General features: G+C 43.0%; 19 protein-coding genes. 17 read left to right on the forward strand and 2 right to left on the reverse strand.

Annotated features, from left to right (window positions below; genetic code table 11):
* The first annotated feature begins 1 nt into the window (after position 1).
* The 9 genes from rlmH (at position 2) to AACV32_RS07055 (ending at position 8,248) form a co-directional block, all read left to right on the forward strand.
* Complete coding sequence (gene rlmH / locus AACV32_RS07015; protein WP_013857336.1) at positions 2-472, forward strand: 23S rRNA (pseudouridine(1915)-N(3))-methyltransferase RlmH; 471 nt, start codon at positions 2-4, stop codon at positions 470-472.
* Positions 473-478: 6 nt separating this feature from the next.
* Positions 479-2,359 carry a penicillin-binding protein 2 gene (gene mrdA / locus AACV32_RS07020; protein WP_013857337.1) on the forward strand — a complete coding sequence of 627 codons (1,881 nt, stop codon included), beginning with the start codon at positions 479-481 and terminating at the stop codon, positions 2,357-2,359.
* Positions 2,359-3,480 carry a rod shape-determining protein RodA gene (gene rodA / locus AACV32_RS07025; protein ID WP_013857338.1) on the forward strand — a complete coding sequence of 374 codons (1,122 nt, stop codon included), beginning with the start codon at positions 2,359-2,361 and terminating at the stop codon, positions 3,478-3,480. The genes mrdA and rodA overlap by 1 nt, the downstream gene beginning before the upstream one ends.
* A 2-nt stretch (positions 3,481-3,482) precedes the next feature.
* Positions 3,483-4,265 (forward strand): septal ring lytic transglycosylase RlpA family protein, encoded by a 783-nt coding sequence (locus tag AACV32_RS07030; RefSeq protein WP_017045827.1) that lies wholly within the window; start codon positions 3,483-3,485, stop codon positions 4,263-4,265.
* Positions 4,266-4,357: 92 nt separating this feature from the next.
* Positions 4,358-5,536: a serine hydrolase gene (locus tag AACV32_RS07035; RefSeq protein ID WP_088728720.1), complete on the forward strand. Its 1,179-nt coding sequence runs from the start codon at positions 4,358-4,360 to the stop codon at positions 5,534-5,536.
* 119 nt (positions 5,537-5,655) lie between these two features.
* Positions 5,656-5,934: a DUF493 family protein YbeD gene (gene ybeD, locus AACV32_RS07040; protein WP_010317329.1), complete on the forward strand. Its 279-nt coding sequence runs from the start codon at positions 5,656-5,658 to the stop codon at positions 5,932-5,934.
* A gap of 213 nt (positions 5,935-6,147) precedes the next feature.
* Positions 6,148-6,801 (forward strand): lipoyl(octanoyl) transferase LipB, encoded by a 654-nt coding sequence (gene lipB / locus AACV32_RS07045; RefSeq protein ID WP_013857342.1) that lies wholly within the window; start codon positions 6,148-6,150, stop codon positions 6,799-6,801.
* Positions 6,802-6,806: 5 nt separating this feature from the next.
* Complete coding sequence (lipA, locus tag AACV32_RS07050; protein WP_013857343.1) at positions 6,807-7,775, forward strand: lipoyl synthase; 969 nt, start codon at positions 6,807-6,809, stop codon at positions 7,773-7,775.
* Between the two features lie 146 nt (positions 7,776-7,921).
* Positions 7,922-8,248 (forward strand): hypothetical protein, encoded by a 327-nt coding sequence (locus AACV32_RS07055; protein ID WP_013857344.1) that lies wholly within the window; start codon positions 7,922-7,924, stop codon positions 8,246-8,248.
* A gap of 120 nt (positions 8,249-8,368) precedes the next feature.
* On the opposite strand, the gene glyA is transcribed toward AACV32_RS07055, so the two are convergent.
* Positions 8,369-9,619: a serine hydroxymethyltransferase gene (glyA, locus tag AACV32_RS07060; RefSeq protein WP_013857345.1), complete on the reverse strand. Its 1,251-nt coding sequence runs from the start codon at positions 9,617-9,619 to the stop codon at positions 8,369-8,371.
* Positions 9,620-9,965: 346 nt separating this feature from the next.
* Between glyA and AACV32_RS07065 the strand changes: the two genes are divergently transcribed.
* The 8 genes from AACV32_RS07065 (at position 9,966) to AACV32_RS07100 (ending at position 19,545) form a co-directional block, all read left to right on the forward strand.
* Complete coding sequence (locus AACV32_RS07065; RefSeq protein ID WP_013857347.1) at positions 9,966-10,565, forward strand: YitT family protein; 600 nt, start codon at positions 9,966-9,968, stop codon at positions 10,563-10,565.
* A 373-nt stretch (positions 10,566-10,938) separates the two neighbouring features.
* A complete protein-coding gene (gene vpsL / locus AACV32_RS07070; RefSeq protein WP_069211921.1) occupies positions 10,939-12,333 on the forward strand; it encodes an exopolysaccharide biosynthesis glycosyltransferase VpsL in 1,395 nt (464 codons plus the stop codon).
* A gap of 20 nt (positions 12,334-12,353) precedes the next feature.
* Positions 12,354-13,544, forward strand: coding sequence for an outer membrane beta-barrel protein (locus AACV32_RS07075; RefSeq protein WP_170894825.1), 1,191 nt, complete (start codon positions 12,354-12,356; stop codon positions 13,542-13,544).
* 6 nt (positions 13,545-13,550) lie between these two features.
* Positions 13,551-14,069, forward strand: coding sequence for an exopolysaccharide export protein VpsN (gene vpsN / locus AACV32_RS07080; protein ID WP_017045832.1), 519 nt, complete (start codon positions 13,551-13,553; stop codon positions 14,067-14,069).
* Positions 14,070-14,082: 13 nt separating this feature from the next.
* On the forward strand, positions 14,083-16,287 hold the full coding sequence (vpsO, locus tag AACV32_RS07085) for an exopolysaccharide regulatory tyrosine autokinase VpsO (protein WP_088721035.1): 2,205 nt from the start codon (positions 14,083-14,085) through the stop codon (positions 16,285-16,287).
* 2 nt (positions 16,288-16,289) lie between these two features.
* Positions 16,290-16,991 carry a VpsP family polysaccharide biosynthesis protein gene (locus tag AACV32_RS07090; RefSeq protein ID WP_170894826.1) on the forward strand — a complete coding sequence of 234 codons (702 nt, stop codon included), beginning with the start codon at positions 16,290-16,292 and terminating at the stop codon, positions 16,989-16,991.
* A 551-nt stretch (positions 16,992-17,542) separates the two neighbouring features.
* A complete protein-coding gene (locus AACV32_RS07095; protein ID WP_017048003.1) occupies positions 17,543-18,157 on the forward strand; it encodes a hypothetical protein in 615 nt (204 codons plus the stop codon).
* Between the two features lie 71 nt (positions 18,158-18,228).
* Complete coding sequence (locus AACV32_RS07100) at positions 18,229-19,545, forward strand: O-antigen ligase family protein (protein ID WP_017048002.1); 1,317 nt, start codon at positions 18,229-18,231, stop codon at positions 19,543-19,545.
* Positions 19,546-19,699: 154 nt separating this feature from the next.
* On the opposite strand, the gene AACV32_RS07105 is transcribed toward AACV32_RS07100, so the two are convergent.
* A complete protein-coding gene (locus tag AACV32_RS07105; RefSeq protein ID WP_170894827.1) occupies positions 19,700-22,576 on the reverse strand; it encodes a beta-prism lectin domain-containing protein in 2,877 nt (958 codons plus the stop codon).
* Between the last annotated feature and the right edge of the window lie 116 nt (positions 22,577-22,692).

The raw sequence follows: 22,692 nt of genomic DNA on the forward strand, positions 1-22,692 counted from the left end.
TTTGAAAATTCAGTTGATTGCCGTTGGTACCAAAATGCCTAAATGGGTAGAAGAAGGCTTTCAAGAGTACCGCCGACGTTTTCCACACGATATGCCGCTTGAATTAGTGGAGATACAAGCGGGCAAACGTGGCAAAAATGCGGATATTGCAAGAATTTTGCAAAAAGAAGGCGAAGCTATGCTCGCGGCCGTGCCAAAAAGCAATCGAATTGTTACTCTCGATATTCCAGGTAAGCGTTGGGATACCGAACAACTGGCGGAACAACTTGAAAGTTGGAAGCTCGATGCCCGTGATGTATCGATTTTAATTGGTGGCCCTGAAGGGCTCTCTCCTGCATGCAAAGCCGCCGCAGAGCAGAGCTGGTCGCTTTCGCCGTTGACACTTCCTCACCCTTTGGTTCGAGTGGTCATGGCAGAGAGTTTGTACCGCGCTTGGAGTATTACGGCTAATCACCCTTATCACCGAGAATAACTATTCATGTTACGTAAGCGTAGCCAAATTCGTGACTACCAATCAGAAGCTCGGCTGTTTCGCAACCGAGCAATTGTCTCTTTTATTGCGATCATCATGCTGGTGGGCGTTCTGCTTACCAATTTGTACCATATTCAAATTAACCAATATCAAGATTACAAAACGCGATCCAATGATAACCGAATCAAAATCGTCCCGATTGCGCCTAATCGAGGGTTAATTTATGACCGCAATGGTGTGCTACTAGCGGAAAACCGCCCAGTATTCAACTTAGAGATCACACCTGAGCAAGTGCGCGATATGGATGATACGATCACGCGCTTACAGCAATACCTGACCATCTCACCAGAAAAAATTGCCACCTTTGAAAAAGAGCGTCGTCAGACACGCCGGTTTAATTCAGTGCCGCTTTTGACACAGTTAACACCGGAAGAAGTGGCTATTTTTTCGGTCAATCAGCACAAGTTTCCCGGTGTATCAGTAAGCGCAAGCTTAAAGCGCTACTACCCCTATGGTGAAGTTCTCACTCATGTTATCGGTTATGTATCCAGGATCAATGACCGAGATATGGAACGTCTAGAACGCGAAGAGCGCTCAGCCAATTACCAAGCCACTCGTGATATTGGCAAACTGGGGATTGAACGCTTTTATGAGGATGTGCTGCACGGCACGGCTGGCTACCAAGAAGTTGAGGTCAATAGCCGAGGACGCATCATTCGCACCTTAAAATACGTCCCTCCCGTGGCAGGGAAAGACATTGTATTAAGCTTGGACATTGATCTGCAGCTTTATGTGCACAAGTTGTTGGATGGCCGTCGAGGTTCAATTGTAGTGCTCGATCCAAAAGATAACGGTGTCCTTACCATGGCATCAAGTCCAAGCTACGATCCAAACCCATTCGTACATGGTATTTCTAGCGCCGCCTACAACGAACTTCTCAATGACCCAGACCGCCCGTTAGTCAATCGAGCGACACTTGGTATTTACCCTCCCGGCTCAACGATTAAACCTTTTATTGCCGTCGCTGCACTTCAAGAAGGGGTTATAACCCCAACAACAACACGTAATGATCCTGGTTATTGGGTGATACCAAACTCCAAAACGCGGCCCTTCCGAGACTGGTTGCGCTGGGGGCATGGTCGAGTGGACATTAATAAGGCGCTCGAAGAGTCTGTCGATACCTTCTTTTACCAAATCGCCTACGATTTGGGTATTGATCGTCTCTCTAGTTGGATGATGAAATTTGGCTTTGGTGACTATACAGGTTTAGACATTTATGAAGAAGGCAAAGCGAACATGCCAACGCGTGAGTGGAAAATGGCACGTCACCGAACCCCTTGGTATCAAGGTGATACGATTCCGGTCGGCATTGGCCAAGGGTATTGGACATCAACACCGATGCAAATTGCCAAAGCGACTTCCGTGCTGGTTAATCACGGCAAAGTGATTGCGCCGCATTTATTGCGTTCGACGCTCAAAAATGGTGAAGAGTTTAGCAGGCAAGAGCTTTCAGAATTAGAAACTTCGCCACCGATCGAAGGGGTGCCGAAACGCTATTGGGACATCGCAATCAATGGCATGCGTCTTGTAAACCACGGCAAAAAAGGAACCGCACGGCGCTCATTTACCAATATGAAATATGTCAGCGCTGGAAAATCTGGAACTGCGCAAGTGTTTGGCTTGGCAGAAAACCAAGTGTATAAGGCCGATGAATTAGCCGAACACCTTCGTGACCATGCCCTATTCACAGGCTTTGCGCCTGTAGATGACCCGCAGCTTATTGTCACTCTGGTACTCGAAAACGCAGGGGGAGGTTCTGGCAATGGTGGACCCGTTGTTAGGAAAATATTTGATCGCGCCATTCTAGGTAAAGAGGCTGAAAAATAATGGAACTGGATCCTTCAACAGGACAAAATCGAGCGCTTTTTGAGCGTTTGCACATCGACTTGCCATTACTGCTGGGTATTTTGTTATTGATGGGGTTTGGGCTGGTCGTGATGTACAGCGCCAGCGGTCAGAGCTTAACTATGATGGATCGCCAAGCCATGCGCATGGTACTGGCTCTCGGTGTGATGATCTTTCTTGCTCAAATTTCCCCAAGAACTTATGAGTCTCTTGCACCCTTTATGTTTTTCTGCGGCGTACTGCTGTTGCTCGGCGTGCTGTTTTTTGGCGAATCGTCCAAGGGAGCTCAGCGCTGGTTAAATTTAGGCTTTGTTCGTTTTCAGCCCTCAGAATTGCTTAAACTCGCAGTGCCTCTCATGGTCGCTCGCTACATAGGGAAACGTTCTCTTCCACCCACCTTTAAAACCCTAGTCGTTTCGCTGTTAATGGTGTTTATCCCTACCGTGCTAATCGCGAAGCAGCCCGATCTTGGCACTTCAATATTGATTGCAGCCTCCGGCATTTTTGTCATTTTCTTATCTGGAATAAGCTGGCGAATCATTTTTTCTGCCGCCGTGGCTTTGGGTGGCTTCATACCTGTGCTTTGGTTCTTTCTGATGCGTGAATATCAAAAAACCCGAGTCAGAACACTTTTCAATCCGGAATCCGATCCTCTCGGTGCAGGTTATCATATCATTCAGAGTAAAATAGCCATTGGGTCTGGTGGGTTGTCAGGAAAAGGATGGCTACACGGTACACAGTCGCAACTTGAATTCTTACCTGAGCGGCACACCGACTTCATTTTTGCCGTCATTGCTGAAGAGTGGGGCATGATTGGCATCTTGTGTTTACTCGCTATTTATCTCTTTATCATCGGACGTGGTCTATACCTCGCGAGCAACGCACAAACAGCTTTCGGGCGAATGATGGCTGGAAGTATTGTACTCAGCTTCTTTGTTTACGTTTTTGTAAATATAGGTATGGTCAGTGGTATTTTACCCGTGGTTGGTGTTCCCTTAGCCCTCATCAGCTATGGTGGCACTTCCATGGTCACTCTCATGGCTGGCTTTGGCATACTGATGTCTATCCACACTCACCGAAAAGCATTTTCTAAGGCAACCTAAGCATGAGAAACTCCCTATTTATCTTTATATTAACGAGTCTATTTCTCATCGGTTGTAGCTCTTCAAGCCGCTATTCAATAACAGACGACGTGGCCCCTAACACGCCACTCTCGGTTGAGCATATTGAAGATGCACATCCGCAATACGAACCCTATAGTTTGGGCGGCAACAAGAATTACACTTTGAGAGGCATAAACTACACCATTGTCAAAGAGGCCAAAGGATTTACAGAGAAAGGCCAAGCCTCGTGGTATGGAAAAAAGTTTCATGGACATCTGACATCCAACGGTGAAATCTACGACATGTATTCGATGACGGCCGCCCATAAAACGTTGCCGTTACCCAGCTACGTTAAAGTAACGAATTTAGATAACAAAAAAACCGCGATCGTTCGGGTAAACGATCGCGGTCCCTTTCATGAGGGACGAATTATTGATTTAAGTTACGCTGCCGCTTACAAATTAGGTGTAGTTCAAACCGGGACTGCGAATGTGGCTATCGAAGTCATCACCATCGATAAACCCATCACGACGTCACCACAGAAAAAGAAGGTTCAATATCTCATCCAAGTTGCCTCTGCAAAATCAGAGCAAAGAATACGAACTTTATCCGAACAATTGAGTCAAACATTGACGGTTGAAAGCTTTGTAGACAGTGTGAATGGCAGTCATCGCGTATTTTTAGGGCCATTTAATGACGATGCCCTGACTCAACAAACGCTAGAAAAAGTTAAATTACTCGGTTACGAGACCGCCTTCATCAAAGCGCAACCCGTCACTCAGTGACTTATCAAATCCAGTGATCTTGATTCAAGCTCTGGTTTGATAGGTCGTTTCTGTTAAGATATGGACAGTTAATAAGATAATTTGCATTCCTCATGAAAAAACACACATTCTTAAAACCGATTCTAGCGTCTTCTATTGCGCTTTCTGCAACCTTTACTAGCTCAGTATTTTCTGCGCCTATCGTGATACCTGATGCTCCTCAAATTGCCGCTAAAGGCTATGTGTTGATGGACTACCATTCAGGTAAAGTGCTGGCAGAAAAAGAGATGAACACCAAACTTTCACCTGCAAGTTTGACGAAAATGATGACCAGCTACGTGATTGGCCAAGAACTTAAACGTGGCAATATCTCTCCACAAGATAAAGTGGTGGTCAGTAAAAATGCGTGGGCTAAAAACTTCCCTGACTCGTCTAAAATGTTTATTGAAGTCGGCACTACAGTTACCGTAGAAGAACTGAACAAAGGTATCATCATTCAGTCTGGTAATGACGCTTGCGTGGCGATGGCTGAACACATTGCTGGCTCAGAAGACGCTTTTGTTGACCTAATGAATGCGTGGGCAAGTTCACTAAAAATGAGCAATACGCACTTTGCTAACGTACACGGTCTAGATAACCCAAATCTCTATTCAACTCCATATGACATGGCGCTACTAGGTCAAGCGTTGATTCGTGATGTACCAAACGAGTACCGTATTTATTCAGAGCAGAAATATACCTATAACGGGATTACCCAGTACAACCGAAATGGTTTGCTGTGGGATAAAAGTATGAACGTAGATGGTATTAAAACCGGTCATACGAGTAATGCTGGGTACAGTTTAGTTAGCTCTGCAACGGAAGGGAAAATGCGCCTCGTTGCTGTGGTTATGGGTACCAAAGATGAAAATGCTCGTAAATCAGAAAGTAAAAAACTTCTGAGCTATGGCTTTAGATTCTTCGAAACCGTTGCGCCACACAAAGCAGGTGAAACATTCGTCGAAGAAAAAATCTGGATGGGTGACAAGGATAAAGTGGCGCTTGGTGTCAATGAAGATACTTACGTTACACTCCCTCGCGGTCAAGCGAAGGATCTCAGCGCAAGCTTTGTTCTTGAAAAAGAGCTCAGAGCGCCAATAAGCCAAGGCGATGTGGTCGGTAAGCTTTACTACCAGCTTGATGGCAAAGACGTGGCTGAATACCCTCTTTTGGCATTAGAAAATGTTGATGAAGGCAGCATATTTAGCCGTCTTTGGGACTACATTGTATTACTTTTCAAAGGATTATTCTGATATCCCTTGTAGAAGATAAAACAAAGCCGCCTTACCGCGGCTTTGTGATTATTGAGTTCCATCAACATTCGCTGTAGTATTCGCCACCGCTAATCGAATTATCAACGGGAGTTTCCATTATGCTGACTATCAACTCTGATGCAAAACTCAAAGACTTACTCGAGTTTCCTTGTTCATTTACCTACAAGGTGATGGGCCACGCAAAGCCCGAACTTCCAGAGAAGGTTCTTGAAGTTATCCAACGTCACGCTCCAGGTGATTACAGCCCACGAGTTAAACCCAGTGCAAAAGGGACTTATCACTCCTTATCGATTAACATTACCGCCACCTCTATCGAGCAAGTTGAAATACTGTACAAAGAGCTAGGCGAGATCGATATCGTACGTATGGTTCTGTAGCCCAAAAACCGTGATTGAGATGCCTAGCCTCTCATTTTTTGATTTATTCAATTTTTTTTGAAAGCAGCTTAGGCTGCTTTTTTAATATAAATCATATAGCTAGCATATACCCCATCACACTAAGGACAAATTTATCGTCCTCATTAGTAGTCCATTCGCTGGAAGAAGTTTATAATCCAAAAACTTTATTTATACGGTAGATGAGTCACGCTGATGTTAAATTCGCTTGTTGTAAAACGTCTGGGGCGCCAAGAATACCTTCCTGTATGGGAAGCTATGCATGAATTTACCGATACAAGAACCGAAAGCACACCGGATCAGATTTGGCTTGTCGAACATCAACCAGTTTTTACCCAAGGCCAAGCAGGTAAAGCTGAGCATCTTCTCAATACTGGCGATATTCCAGTGGTACAAAGTGACCGAGGCGGCCAAGTTACCTACCATGGTCCAGGCCAACTAGTGGCTTATTTCTTGATCGATTTACGCCGCAAAAAATTAGGTGTAAGAGAGTTAGTGACCAAAATTGAACAGATCGTGATCAATACCTTGCAAGCATACCGTATTGACTCAGCCGCAAGACCAGATGCCCCTGGTGTCTATGTCAAAGGGAAAAAAATCTGCTCTCTTGGGTTACGGATCCGTAAAGGTTGTTCGTTTCATGGTTTAGCGCTAAACGTCAACATGGATCTCTCCCCTTTCCTACGCATTAACCCTTGTGGTTATCAGGGTTTAGAAATGGCCCAAGTCAGTGAACTGGGCGGCCCGACAGAACTACAAACCGTAGAAAAACAACTTATAATAGAACTCGTTAACATATTGGCTTACGAGCAAGTAGAATTCAGCACAGAAGCACCTCTTCAAAGGTAAAAAGCATGAGCAAACCGATCCAAATGGAAAAAGGCGTTAAATACCGCGACGCTGATAAAATGGCATTAATTCCTGTAAAAAATATGCCAGCCGCCGAACAAAAAGAAGTTTTGCGTAAGCCCGAGTGGATGAAAATTAAGCTGCCGAGTGATAGCCAACGCATCCAAGAGATCAAATCGGCAATGCGTAAAAATAATCTCCATTCGGTGTGTGAAGAAGCGTCTTGCCCTAACCTAGCAGAATGCTTTAACCACGGAACCGCCACCTTTATGATTTTAGGCGCCATCTGCACAAGACGGTGCCCATTTTGTGACGTTGCTCATGGACGGCCAAATGCCCCAGAGACAAACGAACCACAAAAACTGGCGCAAACCATTAAGGATATGAAGTTGAAATACGTGGTTATCACCTCAGTTGACCGTGATGACCTACGTGATGGTGGTGCCCAACATTTTGCCGACTGTAACCGTGAAATTCGAGCATTAAACCCAGAGATCCGTATCGAAACGTTAGTACCGGATTTTCGTGGCCGAATGGATATCGCCCTTGAACTACTCAAAGATAACCCACCGGATGTGTTTAACCACAACTTAGAAACCGCGCCACGCCTATATCGTAAGGCGCGTCCTGGGGCAAACTATAAATGGTCACTGGAACTGTTGAAGAAATTCAAGCAACAACATCCAAGTATCCCTACCAAATCAGGCATCATGATGGGGCTTGGTGAAACAAAAGAAGAGATCGTGGAAGTATTGAAAGATCTTCGAGCTCACGACGTCACAATGCTTACTCTTGGCCAATATTTAGCACCGAGTCGCCATCACCTGCCAGTTGAACGCTACGTTCCACCGTCTGAATTTGACGAACTTAAAGAGATCGCACTAGAGCTTGGATTTACTCACGCCGCCTGTGGTCCGTTCGTACGTTCCTCCTATCATGCGGATATGCAAGCCAAAGGGCTAGAAGTGAAATAACCACACAGAACAAGTTCAATCAAGCCGATGTTCACTCATCGGTTTTTGAGACTCTGCTCGGTTAATGATTGAAGCTTGAATATTGATTCTATGTTCTATAGGCTAACGACATAGAAAATAGATAACAAAGCTAGGGATTTATTAATATGAAAACGATCAGTACATTAGCACTTGTTACAGCCACTTTAATGGCCGGTTGTGCGTCTAATACTCAGCAAGATAACTATCGTGAAGCCTCCTTTGAGCTTTGTAATACTGAAGTCAACATTTACTCTGTGAGTGATGATGGCCGCGTTCGTATTGTCTGCGCTGACGGCTCTAAGTTTGCCTTAAATAGCGAAAAGACACTTGATACTATGCGCAATATTAATATTGAGTATTGTGATGGTGAAGGTTTAGGCAAATTTAACGAGAGCACTAAATATTACTCTTTTCAATGTAAGTCAGGCACATTGCTCAGCATTGCAAAATAGTTCTGCAGAGCACATTCAACAGCGAGAGGCCACTCTTCTTATTGGTGCTCAATAAAATAAATAATGACCAAATAAAAAAGCTCCTGAATATTAGGAGCTTTTATTTTATTGTGCGTAAAACTACGCGTATACAGGCAAACGCTTACAAATTTCTAACACTTTTGCCTTCGTTGCTTGAATCACAGATTCATCACCCATGTTGTCCAAAATATCACACATCCATCCAGCTAGTGCTTTCGCATCAGCTTCAGTAAAACCACGGCGAGTAATTGATGGAGAACCCACGCGGATGCCAGAGGTGACAAATGGGCTACGCGGATCATTCGGTACAGAGTTTTTGTTCACTGTAATGTTAGCCGCACCCAATGCCGCATCAGCATCTTTACCTGTAATATTTTTATCGATCAAATCGACAAGGAACAGGTGATTTTCTGTGGAACCTGAAACAATGTTGTAACCACGAGCCAAAAACTCGGCCACCATCGCTTTCGCATTGGCGACTACGCGTTTTTGATACTCTTTGAACTCTGGTTCTAGAGCTTCTTTGAACGCAACCGCTTTACCTGCGATAACGTGCATTAAAGGACCACCTTGACCACCAGGGAATACGGCTGAGTTAAGCTTCTTATATAAGTCTTCACCTGCATTCGAAAGAATAAGCCCACCACGAGGACCTGCCAGTGTTTTGTGGGTAGTGGTCGTCACTACGTGGGCATGAGGAACTGGGTTAGGGTAAACACCCGCCGCAATCAAACCAGCTACATGCGCCATATCAACGAACAAGTAAGCGCCCACTTTATCAGCAATTTCACGCATTCTTTTCCAGTCGCAAACTTGTGAATAAGCAGAGAAGCCACCGATGATCATTTTTGGCTGATGCTCAACCGCTAATGCTTCCATCTCTTCGTAGTTAATTTGACCTTTTGCATCAATGCCATAAGGAATGATGTTGTACAGCTTACCAGAAAAGTTGACAGGAGAACCGTGAGTCAAATGGCCACCGTGTGCCAAGCTCATTCCTAATACGGTATCACCTGCGTTAAGCAAAGCCATATAAACCGCGTTGTTTGCTTGTGAGCCTGAATGCGGCTGCACGTTCGCATAGTCTGCACCAAACAGTTCACACGCACGTTCAATCGCCAGTGTTTCTACTTTATCGACAAACTCACAACCACCGTAATAGCGTTTACCTGGGTAACCTTCAGCGTATTTATTGGTGAGCTGTGAACCTTGTGCTTCCATTACACGTGGGCTTGTGTAGTTTTCCGAAGCGATAAGTTCAATGTGTTCTTCCTGACGAAGAGTCTCTTCTTGAATAGCTGCGAACAGGTCCGCATCGTAATCTGCGATGTTCATATCACGCTTAAGCATCTGTATCTCCTGACTCAGATTTTACTGAAAGTTTCAAAAAAACCACACAACGACTAAAAGCAAACGTTTTCGTCACCGTAATATGGCGCACATTCTACATAATTTGATCTGGGTCATAAAGAACAAATTACAGAAATAATCATGCAGTTTTGTCATAATGGATAGTGAGGTAACTCATGCTAAACAGTAAGTTGGATAATGATGAGTTAGTATGTCAACCATTCTGCTTTACACCTTGTAAAGCTGCAATTACATAGGTTTACCTCAATTTTCACTCTCTATCTACCGAAAATATTACTTTTTCTTTACTATGCTCGCCATTCTTAGCTATTAAAATTATTTATCGATGCGAACACACACACGTAAAGAAGATTGGGTTGCCATTTTAACGGGAACCTTTTTGGTCGCACAAGGCGTCTTCTTTCTCCAGTCCGCTCATTTACTAACAGGTGGAACCGCTGGTTTAGCACTGCTGATCAGCCAGTTAGTCCCAGCCTCATTTGGTAGCATTTATTTTTTGGCTAACACCCCTTTTTACATTTTGGCTTGGAAACGATTCGGTCATCGCTTTGCCATCAACAGCGCGCTATCCGGCGCATTAGTCTCTATTTTTGCAGACCATCTTTATTTGGTAATTTCTTTGGAAATGGTCAATGAAATTTACTGCGCCATTGCCGGGGGATTATTAATGGGTCTTGGCATGTTAATTCTCTTTCGTCACCGTTCCAGCTTGGGTGGCTTTAATGTCTTGTGTTTGTTTATTCAAGATAAATTTGGGATCCCTGTTGGCAAAAGTCAGTTGGTTATAGATTGCTCAATTTTAGCTGCTTCTGCCTTTTTTGTTTCGTTTTCCATTGCCACACTGTCTGTGCTCGGGGCTGTCTCACTTAACCTTGTGTTAGCAATGAATCATAAACCCACACGATATAGCGTGACTTACCCTTAAGCTGTCGCAATATCCATAAGATTAAGAAGAGATAAAAACACAATCAAATTTAGCTTTAATTCTTACACCGTAAATACCCTCCATTATTTTCATTTAAACATTAGCTAGCTCTTATATAAAGGTCGTCTAACAAGGTGACCACATTAAGTTAATGCAGTAATAGTAAGTGATTACATCACCTTATCCGACTCTCCGTACTCTATCTCAAATTGAAAAACCCAAAATACAGTCACCCATTCCGTATATCACACATCGCGTCTTATTTTTGATGCACCTGATCAGTTGAAGTCGTCGGAGCTTAATATGAGAATGCACTGCTAAAAAATAATTATTATTCGTTACCTTAATAATTGAGCGGTTAGGAGCTTCTACAATGGGTGAAAGAGGAAGGATCCGTATTTCTAACTATCAAGGTAAATTTTTCTACCGCCTGATAGATTGCTTAGTAATACTGATCACAATGTATATTACACTAAAGTTTCACTCACATATCGTTACGATGTCTTATATATCTGTGGGACTTTTAGGGGTTATTTTTTATTCATTTATTGCTGAAAGCCTTGATATATACAGCGGTTGGCGAACCACAAAACTTAGAGTTTTAACTCTACACACTGCTTTTTGTTGGGCTTCAACTGTTGGTTGCTTAACTTTAGTTGGTTATTTCACAAAAACTGGAAGCGATTTCTCACGTTTAATTTTAGGTTTTTGGTTTGTCGGATCATTTATTTTATTACTGCTTTGGCGCTTCGTCGCATTTACAGTCATTTACTATCTACATAAAAAAGGTTATCACACCACTAAAGCTGTCATTATCGGCATGACACCGCAGGGCCTAGAACTATCGAAAAATCTCATCAATAACCCTGAGTTAGGTATTAAACTGACTGGCTTTTACGATGATAGGGGTGATGAACGTATCGCAAGTGATATTCCAGTGCTCGGTAAAGTTAATGATGCATTAACACTTGCCAAAAACGGTGAAGTAAAAAGTGTGTACATAGCACTACCAATGCAAGCCCAGCATCGAATCAGCAAGATTCTAGAGGCCTTTTCGGATAGCACAGTGAATACCTATATTGTGCCGGATTTTTTCACCTTCAATTTACTGCATTCGCGTTGGTATACCATCGGCGATGTTAATGCTTTTAGTATTTTTGATACACCGTTCAATGGGTTAGGTACGTGGCTAAAACGTTTTGAAGATTTAGTCTTAAGTAGTCTTATCTTGATTTTAATCAGTCCTGTCCTTATTGCGGTTGCAGTAGGCGTAAAACTCAGCTCGCCCGGCCCTATTATTTTCAAACAGATGCGTTATGGGCTGGATGGAAAGTCTATCAAAGTATGGAAATTCAGAAGCATGCGTGCCATGGACAATGGGAACAAAGTAACACAAGCCACAAAAAATGATCCCCGAGTGACTCCTTTTGGTGCGTTTATTCGGAAGACATCACTAGATGAGCTACCACAGTTTATTAATGTGCTTCAAGGTCGAATGTCTATTGTCGGCCCTCGCCCTCATGCCGTAGCGCACAACGAAGAGTATCGAACGATAGTTAACCGCTACATGCTGAGACATAAAGTAAAACCAGGAATTACTGGCTGGGCACAAATTAATGGCTGGCGTGGTGAAACCGATACGCTAGATAAAATGGAAAAACGTGTCCAATTTGATTTGGACTATATACACAGATGGTCGTTGTGGTTCGACATCAAAATCGTATTTCTTACCGTATTTAAAGGATTTGTAGGCAAGAATGCTTACTAGAATGGATAAAGCATACTCATATGAAAACAACTAATTTAAATAGAATCGCGTCCTTTGGTTTGGCTTTTTTTGCGTTATCAGCCGTACAAGCAAAACCGCAACCCAACCCAATTATGACTGAGTCAGGGATTGCTATTGTACCGTTTTTAAACTTATCAACGGGTTATAACGACAACTTAGCAAAAGCGTCACAAGATCTCGAACATTCCCAATATTCAGTGTTCGAACCTGGTATCGGTTTAGCAATAGAGCCGACAAGTGGCCAGAAACATCGCGTAGGTTATCGACTACAAAGAGGCGATTTTTTCAGCTCTAGCAAAGATAACTACACTGACCATTTCTTTGATTTAGCCAGTGACTGGGAGCTCAATTCCAAGCATCGATTTGACTTCAGCTATGCTCTTGCATTAACTCATGAACAGCGTGGTGATAACGATACGACACTCAATTTGTCGTACAACGAATACAACACCAATAACGTCAACCTCGGTTACGGTTTTGGTGGTGAAGACGCCAAAGGTCGAATAGAAACCAACCTTGGTTGGGGCAATTTGGACTATAAAAACAACCAAAATATTACTCAATACCAAAATTGGGATGAATTACGATTCAACAGCTCTCTATACTATAAAGCGCTGCCAAAAACATCGTTGGTTTTCCAAATTATCGTTAATGATAGGCATTATAGTGATATAGCCCCAGGCTCAACTCTCAAAGACAGCACCCATTATATGGGATATGTTGGTACCTCGTGGGACGCAACAGGGAAACTGCAGGGAAATGCCAAGGTCGGTATGCAACATAAAGATTTTGAATCCTCTTCTAGGGAAGATTTCGACTCTTTTTCATGGGATATTGATGTCACTTATCTCATCCGCACATACTCTGCAGTGCAGTTGAAAACAAATCGTAAATCAACCGATACTGACGGTACAGGTGATTCAATCGATACCAAAGTGTATAACGCAAATTGGACACACAATTGGAGTGACATCATCTCTTCTAACGTCGATTATTCTCTATTAAGCGAGAATTACACCAGCACTGCTCGCGACGATGACACCAGTAAGGTAACACTTTCATTAAGCTACGATTTTCGTCGTTGGCTAACATTCAAAGTCGGCTACCAACTTGAATCAAGAGATTCCAGCATCAGTTCGTTAAGCTACGATCAAAATGTTTATTACTTTGCTATTGAAGGTGTGATGTAACTTACGATGAAGTACTTCTTAGTCATTCTATTGAGTTGTCTTTCCTGGTCAACATTGGCCAATGAGAGTTTTTATAAGTTAGGCGTTGGGGATCAAATTCGGATTCAAGTTTATGATGAACCAGAGTTATCTATTGAAACGCGTGTGGGTGACAGTGGTAACATTGATTACCCTTTTTTGGGACGAATTAAACTGAAAGGAAAAACGATTGAGGAAGTAAAAACTGCTATCCACAATGGTTTAATCGATGGGTATCTGGTTAACCCCAATGTTTTTGTCAGCATAGTCGAATATCGTCCCTATTTTATCAACGGACAAGTGAAAATATCCGGGAGTTATCCGTATCATCCGGGGTTAACCGTAAACAAAGCCATTACGATTGCGGGTGGATTCACTGAGCGAGCCTCTAAAACTAAGATCTATATATCATCAAGTGATGCTCCTGAGGCCAAGCCAGTAAAAGTAACATTGCTTCATAAAATTCAGCCTGGTGACATTCTCACCGTAGAAGAAAGCTTTTTTTAGGTAACTTAGTTGTATGGAAAACTCTTTAATTAAAAATCACTTGAACTCAGATGAAGTTATTGATATTCGTCAGTATTTTCATGTTCTTCTCAACTATAAATGGCGTATTCTACTTTTTTCTACAATGGTTACCGCCATCGCCGTATTGATTGCATTATCAATTCCTTCGCAATATACCGCTCGCGCCTCACTGATCATCGAATCGAAGCAAGCAAAAGCTGTTTCGATTGAAGACATCTATGGTTTAGATACCAAAAGCCAAGAATACTATTTGACTCAAATAGAGATCTTGAAATCAGACCGAGTCGCAGAGGAAGTCATTAAACGCCTTAACCTTGCCAGCCACCCAGAATTTGACCCTACTGTAGAAAATAATCAAAAAACTGGGTTTAAATTCGATGTATTGGAATGGTTTCCTGTTCTAAAATCGTTCAAGAAAGAGCCAGCGGAAATATCACAGGAAGACCAAAACTATCGAACTAGCCGATTGGTTCTGGCTAAGTTTAAGCGTGGGCTAGAAGTTAGCCCAATAAGAAAAACTCAACTAGTGAATATTTTCTACACCAGTAAAGACCCTAAATTATCGGCTCAAATTGCCAATGAGATTGGTAACGTCTTTATGGATAGTCATATCGAAGACAAACTTCAAGTTGAACTGAAGGCGAATAGCTGGCTCAACAACCGCATGGGTGATTTGCGCGAACAACTAAAAAAGTCAGAAGCTCAACTACAAACATTTTTAAAATCTGAAGGACTGGTTGATATCCAAGGCGTTGAAAGCCTAGCATCTCAAGAACTTGAAGAACTGACCTCTCAATTGAATAAAACGAGAGACAGACGCGTTGCAGCTGAGACTCTGTATTTGGTCGCTCAAACGTACAGCCGTCAAGATGGTGACCTCTCTGCCCTTGCATCTATCCCAGAGATATCTAACCACCCGACGATACGAGATGTCAAATTGGCTGAAGTGCAAGCTGAAAAGAAAGTCTCGGAACTATCAAAACGTTATGGTGACAAACACCCAAAGCTAAAATCAGCTCAAGCCGAACTAGCCTCTGTTAAACGCAATTTAAATTCCGAACTAAAACAGCTACTAAACGGGATCAACAATGAGTTACAGGCTGCTAAGCAAGCAGAGAGTTCTTTACACAGGGAACTTGAGAAACGCAAATCAGAGTTTCAAAGCCTCTCCGTAAAAAATGCACGATATTCAGAGCTAAAGCGCGAAGTCCAAACAAACCGAGAGCTGTTTGATCTCTTTTTAAGTCGTCAAAAAGAGACCAGTGCATCGAGCGACTTTAATGCTACGATTGCTCGTTTTACCGATTTTGCCAATCCGCCCCTCGCCCCAAGTAAACCGAACCGTAAACTGATTGTATTATTAGCGTTCGTCGCTTCGTTTGGTTTGGCATGTGTTGTTGCTTTCATTGCTGATGCGGTAAACGATACATTCCTTGATGTAAAACAGGTCGAAAAACAGTTATCACTAAGCTTGCTCGGTATTATACCGGCAATTAAAACTCGAGGCCCCCTAACGCTAAAAACCTATTTTGATTCGAAACATCGAGAGCTCACAGAAGCGATTAGAACCGTTCGGACTGGTTATTTACTTGCCAACACCAACAAAGATCATCATGTGGTAATGGTTACTTCTTCACTACCTGAGGAAGGAAAAACAACCTCGAGTATCAATTTGGCTTTTTCACTGGCACAAATGGAAAAAACACTGCTGATTGACTGCGATTTGAGAAAACCGTCGGTTGCACACCGTTTTGGCATCTCTGGTTCACAGCCAGGAATGAGCAACTTGCTCATAGGTACGCATACCATAGAAGAGTGTCTCTATACCGATGAAGAATCAGGGCTTGATGTTTTGGCAGCAGGAGTCGTGACAGACAATCCTCTTGAACTTATCTCCTCGCCTAAGTTTGCCTCACTACTCGAAGAGCTAAAGACACGCTATAGCAGAATTGTGATTGATACACCTCCATGTTTAGCCGTTAGCGATGCATTTATGCTGTCGCAGTACGTGGACTCGACCATACTCGTGATCAATGCTCCACACACACGTACTAAAGTGGCTAGAGATGTGGTCGGACGCTTAACGCAGCAAGGAGCGAGAATTGATGGCGTCATATTGAACAAACTGAACACCAAAAAAGCCTCTAATTATAGCGGTTATCATCAATATCAATCCTATTACGGCCCAGAAAAATAACCATGAAGGTCGCGAATCACCCTTTTTTAGCCCATGCTTTGCGTTTGAGCATTGGGCTAACTGCACTCGTGACTCTCTATTTTGCATTTCATTTTTTGACGGCGTCCATTTACGCTCTAGCAACAGAAAGAAATATCGACTACTGGACAAAGCACAGTGATGGTGTAACTTTAGAGCAAGTGAATGAGACAAAACTCATGATACTAAAGGCCCTACAACACCACAGCGACCATCCTCATTACCACAATTTACTGGGTAAGGTGTATGAGTGGGAAGCCTATTTGGGCGATGATGTAGATAAAGAGAGCCGCTTGCTCAATGCAAAAAAGGCCTACTTGGAAAGTGCATTATTGAGACCCACTTGGTCAGACACATGGGCTGATTTATTGGTGATTGAAACTCAGTTGAAAGGGGAAAATATTGATCTCTATTTTGCACAAGCCAACAGATATGGGCCTTTTACACCCAAAGTGAACAACACACTTTCCCAGATTGGCCTTAACCATTGGTCTATTTTTTCAGTGCCGCAGCGAACTATCATTATTGATCACGCCGCAAGAGCATTAGCTCATCCTCAAAGCCGAGGAGAAGCCTACCAGTATCTAAAATCAAACGGTCTCTTAAAATTTACCTGTGCAGCTATTATTTATAACCCTCAACGTTATACTGAGAAAAATAGTCTCTGCAAGAGAGCGCTAGAGTGATCTCGATGATAAAACATTATTCAATAAACCGGCCTATCGCCTTGTTCATGTTAGCCTTGCTTTCTCTTGGTACGGCTTCGCTATCACTGGCAAAAACACTGAATATTCATGCTGAGATACCGATATTTTTGGAAAAGTCACTCGGCGGTGATATTTATCTCCACTTTACACTTGCGCTATTCATTACCTTGGTTTTTATCCGAGTAATTTCCGCCACTCTTTCCCCTATACAGAGCATCTTTCTCGCCATAGTTATCGTCTCGACCTGTTGCGTAATTGATGAAAGTTTACAAATGTTATCGAGTTCACGATCATTCTCTTTGCTCGATTTAGGGGCAAGCTTACTTGGTATAACAATGGCCTCAATAATCTATTACGTTACTAGCAGACTTCAATCTTCAAACTTATGCTCCAAACTAAGACAACCTCGCGCATAAAAACGCCTTAAGAATGAGAATCGAACCCTTATTAACAGAAGTACGATATCACTGGATGTACTACTTCACTTATAATCATCGCAACAGTAAATCGTAGGCTTTTAGGACTTACCAATGAAAAAATCACTATGGATATTTTGGATTGCTATTTCAGCTTTGCTGGCTAGTTCAAGGTTATATGCCGAAACAGAAATTACTTGTTCACTTTATAAAAACCATAAAGTGGCCACAGACACAATAAGAGCCAGCCTAGAACAAGCAGACGACGCCATTATTTCTCTGCAAGCTTTAATGAAACTATGCCCAAGCATGGCACTAGAAATGGCGGACCTAGCGTCTACTCTACACCCACAACTAGCACTCGATATCTTCAATACAGTATTTGACCATATATCGAGTGACCAAGTCGCAGCTTTGACTGCAATACTCGTTAAAAATGCACCTCAAGAGATGCGTTCTGAAGTCATTCAGCTTGCTGTCACTAAATCACCAGAGTCAGCTCAAGCTATCGTTGATGCTGTTGTTGCAATGGATTTAATGGACTCAACCGATGTGATTGTTGCTGCAATCTCCGGTGGCGCTGACCCAGCGACCATTACTGAACCGACAGCGGCAGGTACTCCATCGGCTTTACCTGGTGGCTTACCTCCAGTCGCAACGGTGCCAGGTAACACCACCACACTTGGAACCGGCAATGGCAGTGGTGGTGGTACCGCTTCACCAAACTGATCGTTTAATTCGATACTTTCATCCAGTTTAGGGCAGGTATATTCCTGCCCTTCTTAATTGATATTAATAGTATGCGTCTAATAGAAAAATCCATTTTCCCAATATTTCTCATTTTTGTATTTTGGCTGCCCATACCTTTAGGTAGTAATCGCCCATTAGCATGGTCATTCAATGAAATCTGGATTGCATTGCTGCTTATTGCCTGTTTATTCAACTACTCTTTTGAGCATTGGAAAAACTGTCTGATAAGGGGAAAATTAGTCATCATTCCCATCGCACTTATCACTTGCTGGTCATTCATCCAAAGTATTCCACAACTTGGTATAACTCAGGATCCTAGTTTAGTCTTTGTCTCTGCAATCAAATCGCTCCACTATTTCCAGTTTTGTCTTATTGCTCTTGTCCTCATCGATACACCTAAAAAATTAAAACTTCTCGCAGTAGTCATGGTTAGCAGTGGAATTTGCCAAGGCTTTTACGCTGGCGTGATTTTGCTACTCAACCTAGATCATTCGATAATTTTCAAGCTGCCACTAGGAAATAGAGCCTCCGGAAGCTTTGTCTATCATAATCATCTGGCAAACTTCTTGATGCTGAATCTCTGCATTGGATTTGGCTTATTAATTGCAAAACTCGATAGCTCACACAAAACCGGATTTAGAAATATCACTAAACAGTTTTTAGCCGTGTTGCTGTCTGATAAAGCCTTTGTACGTTTAGGGCTCGTGATCATGGTGATTGCATTAGTCTTAACACGCTCAAGAATGGGAAATATGGCTTTCTTTATCGCCCTAACCGTAGGTTGTGTGCTGTTACTATTGTTTTACAAACCGAAACCCAAAAGTGTTTATGTGCTCATAATCAGTTTATTCATCATTGATACGTTCATCGTGAGCCAATGGTTTGGATTGGAGAAAGTCAAACAACGTCTTATTGAAACTAGCTTGGAAAGTGAATCAAGAGATGATGTTGTCAGATATTCCCTAGTTGCAATACAAGAAAGGCCTCTGACTGGCTTTGGGGCTGGTACTTTCTACTCCACTTTTCCTTCCTACAATCAAGGAAAAGTAAAACTGTTTTACGATCATGCTCATAATGACTACATCCAATTCACATTAGAATCAGGCCTTGTCATGGTTTCGATATTAGGTGTAATGATCTTAGTCGCCGCCCAACGCGCATTTTATGCGTTTAAAAACCGCAGAAATAGATTGATGAAAGGAATCGGATTATCATCCATGATGGCTATTATTGGTATGTTGATACACATGAGTGTTGATTTCCCACTTCAAGCTCCCGCAACAACACTTTATTTCTTGCTGTGTTTATTGATGGGACACTGGTCAAATTCAATGCCGAGTCTAGTCACTCGTTCAAAATATTCCTGATATATAAGTTGCAGGTAAACGAATGTATCCAAGACCGCGCAGCTTCAAGTAGGAATGCTATACGTCCAGAACAATTCCCACTCCATTCTTATTAATAAAAAAATCCCTCGATTATCTCGAGGGATTTTCAATTATTAAATTAAAACGATATCAATTAATCGAATACAAACTGTAAGCCTTCCACTAACCAACCACCAGTCCAAACATTAATCTGCTTGATGCGTTTACCTTGCGGCACAGTGTACGTTTCAACTTTTTTGTTGCTCGCATAGTGGGTTGAACCCAATAACACGCTAGAGCCATCCTTCATCGTGAACTTAATCGCCACTATGTGGTAACCACCCCAGTTATAAAGACCAGAGGTAACTTCCACGGATTGCAATTGCTCAAGAGCAATCGGTGCTCTTAACGCACCACCGTTAGTACCTTGTACCGGGCCGCCCACCAAGTTGCTGGCCGTCGTGCCGATCGCATCGATCGCAAAACCAGAACGCAGATACATCTGGTTATCCGCCGTCACGACACGTTGCGATTGCTGAGTATTTGAGTAACCAAAAATTGGAGACTCACCACCCACCATTGCACGTAATGTACTCGAACGGTATGTATTATGGCTCAACCAACTTGGCTCAACAAAAGTAGGTAAAGTGCCATCTTGATTGATGTTGGTCAGGTGGAAAGCGTGCTGGTTCCAAATACGAGTCGCATTCTTCCAAGGTTTTGCACTGTCCGCCGATTCATAAACAAACACACCATGGTTAACGACATAGTTTTTATCAAAATCATTAGCAACAACAATCAGCTCTGCATTATTGTCACCTTCCAGATCGACCACGATAGGATATTCCCAAAGTGTCGCCGTTGAGTGCGCTAACGAAGCACGTTCTTTACCCGTTTTGCCATCTAACACACGTACACGAGCATGGTCTTGCACGAGTACTTCATCGATACCATCATTATCAAAGTCATAGGCAGACACACCAATTTTGCCGCTGCCAGTATCATCGTTCGCAACAGACCAAACGCGCTCACCTTTGCTGTTATACATATCGACAGCGGCATAACCCGCGTAAACAATCCCTTTTACATCCAGATCATTGGTACCATTTAGCGTAGCTAACTCAAACTGAACACCGTCCAACAGCCAACCAGCGCTCCAAGCTTTAATGCCTTTAATACGACTACCTGCTGGTACAGTAAAGCGCTCGGTCTGCTTGGAATAAGCATGGTTTTTAGAGCCCATAGAAATCACGCTACCGTTGCTCATTCTAAAATCGAGCGCCAATAAATGATAACCACCCCAATAGTATTTACCCCAAGTCAGATCAATCGCTTTAATATCTTTGACGTTAACTGCGGCATTAAGATTGCCTCCCGTACCACCGACTAAAGTCGAAGCAGAGGCACCAATCGCATCAATCGCGAATCCTGAACGAACAGAGATTTTACCATCGACCGCCAAAACAATAGAAGCAGGATTGCTATTAGGTTGATAACCGTAGATTTTTGAGAACTCAGTCGTTTCAACTGCTTGAGCTTTGCCTAAAAAGTTAGATACCGCCTGCACGCCACCGCCTGGATTGGCAGTATTGTTGATTTCCCACTTAATGGTGCCATCGTGTTCTAGCACAGCAAAACGTGCGTTATGCCCAGTTGATGCAGAAGCAGGAACTGAAGCGATAATCTCTGGCTCAGCATCATTATCTAGGTTAACCAGCGAAGAGAACCAAACTGCATCATTGGCATGATATTGCCAATTGATCGCGCCGTTATTTTGAAATAGAGTACCACCTGAAAAGACTTCTTGTTGCTGATCGCCATCGACATCAACGTTGATCGATGACGGTGCCCAAGGGTGGTTAAAAATCAGCCCTGTGTGGTAGTTATACACACCATCTGCAGCCAGAATTTCGACGCTGCCATCATGGTCTAAATCAGCCAACGTGATATCACCAACAATACGCCAGCCACTTTCTGTGGTTGGGATCTGTTTTTTGATGTTGCCTTGGTTATCCAAAATCGTGATGAATTGATCGCGATTGTTGGTTGTAACAATTTCAACGATTCCGTCACCATCCAGATCGCCTACGGCAGGAGAATAACGCGCATCCGCGATCACACCACCATTCGCATAACTCCACAACTCAGAACCATCCACACCACTTAAAGCACGCACTAAACCGCCATTGGCATATTTGTTTCCTTCAAATGTCACTACGATCAAATCTGCGACATCTTTTTCATCAATCTTGCCATCGCCATTGTCATCATTCAGTTGCGCGGCAACCGGCGTAACCATCACTTGGTTAGAATTAGGTTGGAAAGCACTGCCTTGCCAAGACCACTTAAGCTTCATATTGAGTGCAGAGCTGTCACCTTCATAAGGAACAACACGCATTGAACGAGGCTTTGAGAAATCAAGAGTTTCGCCATTGTAGGCTGTGACTGCTCGCATCTGCTCATTTTGAGTATGACCACCAAATACCGCTAAACGGTTATAAGAGAGGTTATCCCAATCACTCAGCATGACACCTAAACCTTGTGGCGCTTCCACATCCACTTCATGAGCATAGATATAAGCAGGCAATGAGTAGCCTGAGCGCTCACCCTCTTTCAAACAGAAACGCTCACCCGTTTGGCGGCTAACGATACAAGCCTCAGGATAAGTTTCAGAAGCCAGCACTCGCATTGAGCGTGGTTTAGAAAAATCTAAATAAGCGCCGTTGTAGGCCTTAACATTCTTAAGATCTTCGTTGCCAGTATAACGATTGAACACAGCCAAACGGTTATAAGACAGGTTGTCCCAATCACTCAGCATGACAGAGACACCACTCGGAGCCTGTACATCGACTGGATGAGCATAAATCCAGCTAGGTAGGGAGTATCCCGAGCGCTCTCCTACATTCAAACAATATTTTTCGCCATTCAGGCGGCTGATAATACACCCTTCGGCTTCATTCGTTGTGGCTTGAGCCACGGTGCTACTTAGCGACAAAAGACTGACAGCAAGTGCAATATATTGAGACGTCATCTGTAAGACTCCCTTTACTTGGGGTTAATTTTTTCAAAGCCAGAAACGATATGCATCTGGTTGATTTTTTTGTAATTATTATTTTTCAAACCTAGGAACTGGTGAACTGGTATCGT

This window comes from Vibrio sp. B7 (genome assembly GCF_963888765.1).
GTDB lineage: Bacteria > Pseudomonadota > Gammaproteobacteria > Enterobacterales > Vibrionaceae > Vibrio > Vibrio anguillarum.

Bases quoted from the DNA above. Each gene is read 5' to 3' on its own strand.
- mrdA (WP_013857337.1), top strand. From the start codon at position 479: ATGTTACGTAAGCGTAGCCAAATTCGTGACTACCAATCAGAAGCTCGG.
- rodA (WP_013857338.1), top strand. From the start codon at position 2,359: ATGGAACTGGATCCTTCAACAGGACAAAATCGAGCGCTTTTTGAGCGT.
- AACV32_RS07030 (WP_017045827.1), top strand. From the start codon at position 3,483: ATGAGAAACTCCCTATTTATCTTTATATTAACGAGTCTATTTCTCATC.
- AACV32_RS07035 (WP_088728720.1), top strand. From the start codon at position 4,358: ATGAAAAAACACACATTCTTAAAACCGATTCTAGCGTCTTCTATTGCG.
- ybeD (WP_010317329.1), top strand. From the start codon at position 5,656: ATGCTGACTATCAACTCTGATGCAAAACTCAAAGACTTACTCGAGTTT.
- lipB (WP_013857342.1), top strand. From the start codon at position 6,148: ATGTTAAATTCGCTTGTTGTAAAACGTCTGGGGCGCCAAGAATACCTT.
- lipA (WP_013857343.1), top strand. From the start codon at position 6,807: ATGAGCAAACCGATCCAAATGGAAAAAGGCGTTAAATACCGCGACGCT.
- AACV32_RS07055 (WP_013857344.1), top strand. From the start codon at position 7,922: ATGAAAACGATCAGTACATTAGCACTTGTTACAGCCACTTTAATGGCC.
- glyA (WP_013857345.1), bottom strand. From the start codon at position 9,619: ATGCTTAAGCGTGATATGAACATCGCAGATTACGATGCGGACCTGTTC.
- AACV32_RS07065 (WP_013857347.1), top strand. From the start codon at position 9,966: ATGCGAACACACACACGTAAAGAAGATTGGGTTGCCATTTTAACGGGA.
- vpsL (WP_069211921.1), top strand. From the start codon at position 10,939: ATGGGTGAAAGAGGAAGGATCCGTATTTCTAACTATCAAGGTAAATTT.
- AACV32_RS07075 (WP_170894825.1), top strand. From the start codon at position 12,354: ATGAAAACAACTAATTTAAATAGAATCGCGTCCTTTGGTTTGGCTTTT.
- vpsN (WP_017045832.1), top strand. From the start codon at position 13,551: ATGAAGTACTTCTTAGTCATTCTATTGAGTTGTCTTTCCTGGTCAACA.
- vpsO (WP_088721035.1), top strand. From the start codon at position 14,083: ATGGAAAACTCTTTAATTAAAAATCACTTGAACTCAGATGAAGTTATT.
- AACV32_RS07090 (WP_170894826.1), top strand. From the start codon at position 16,290: ATGAAGGTCGCGAATCACCCTTTTTTAGCCCATGCTTTGCGTTTGAGC.
- AACV32_RS07095 (WP_017048003.1), top strand. From the start codon at position 17,543: ATGAAAAAATCACTATGGATATTTTGGATTGCTATTTCAGCTTTGCTG.
- AACV32_RS07100 (WP_017048002.1), top strand. From the start codon at position 18,229: ATGCGTCTAATAGAAAAATCCATTTTCCCAATATTTCTCATTTTTGTA.
- AACV32_RS07105 (WP_170894827.1), bottom strand. From the start codon at position 22,576: ATGACGTCTCAATATATTGCACTTGCTGTCAGTCTTTTGTCGCTAAGT.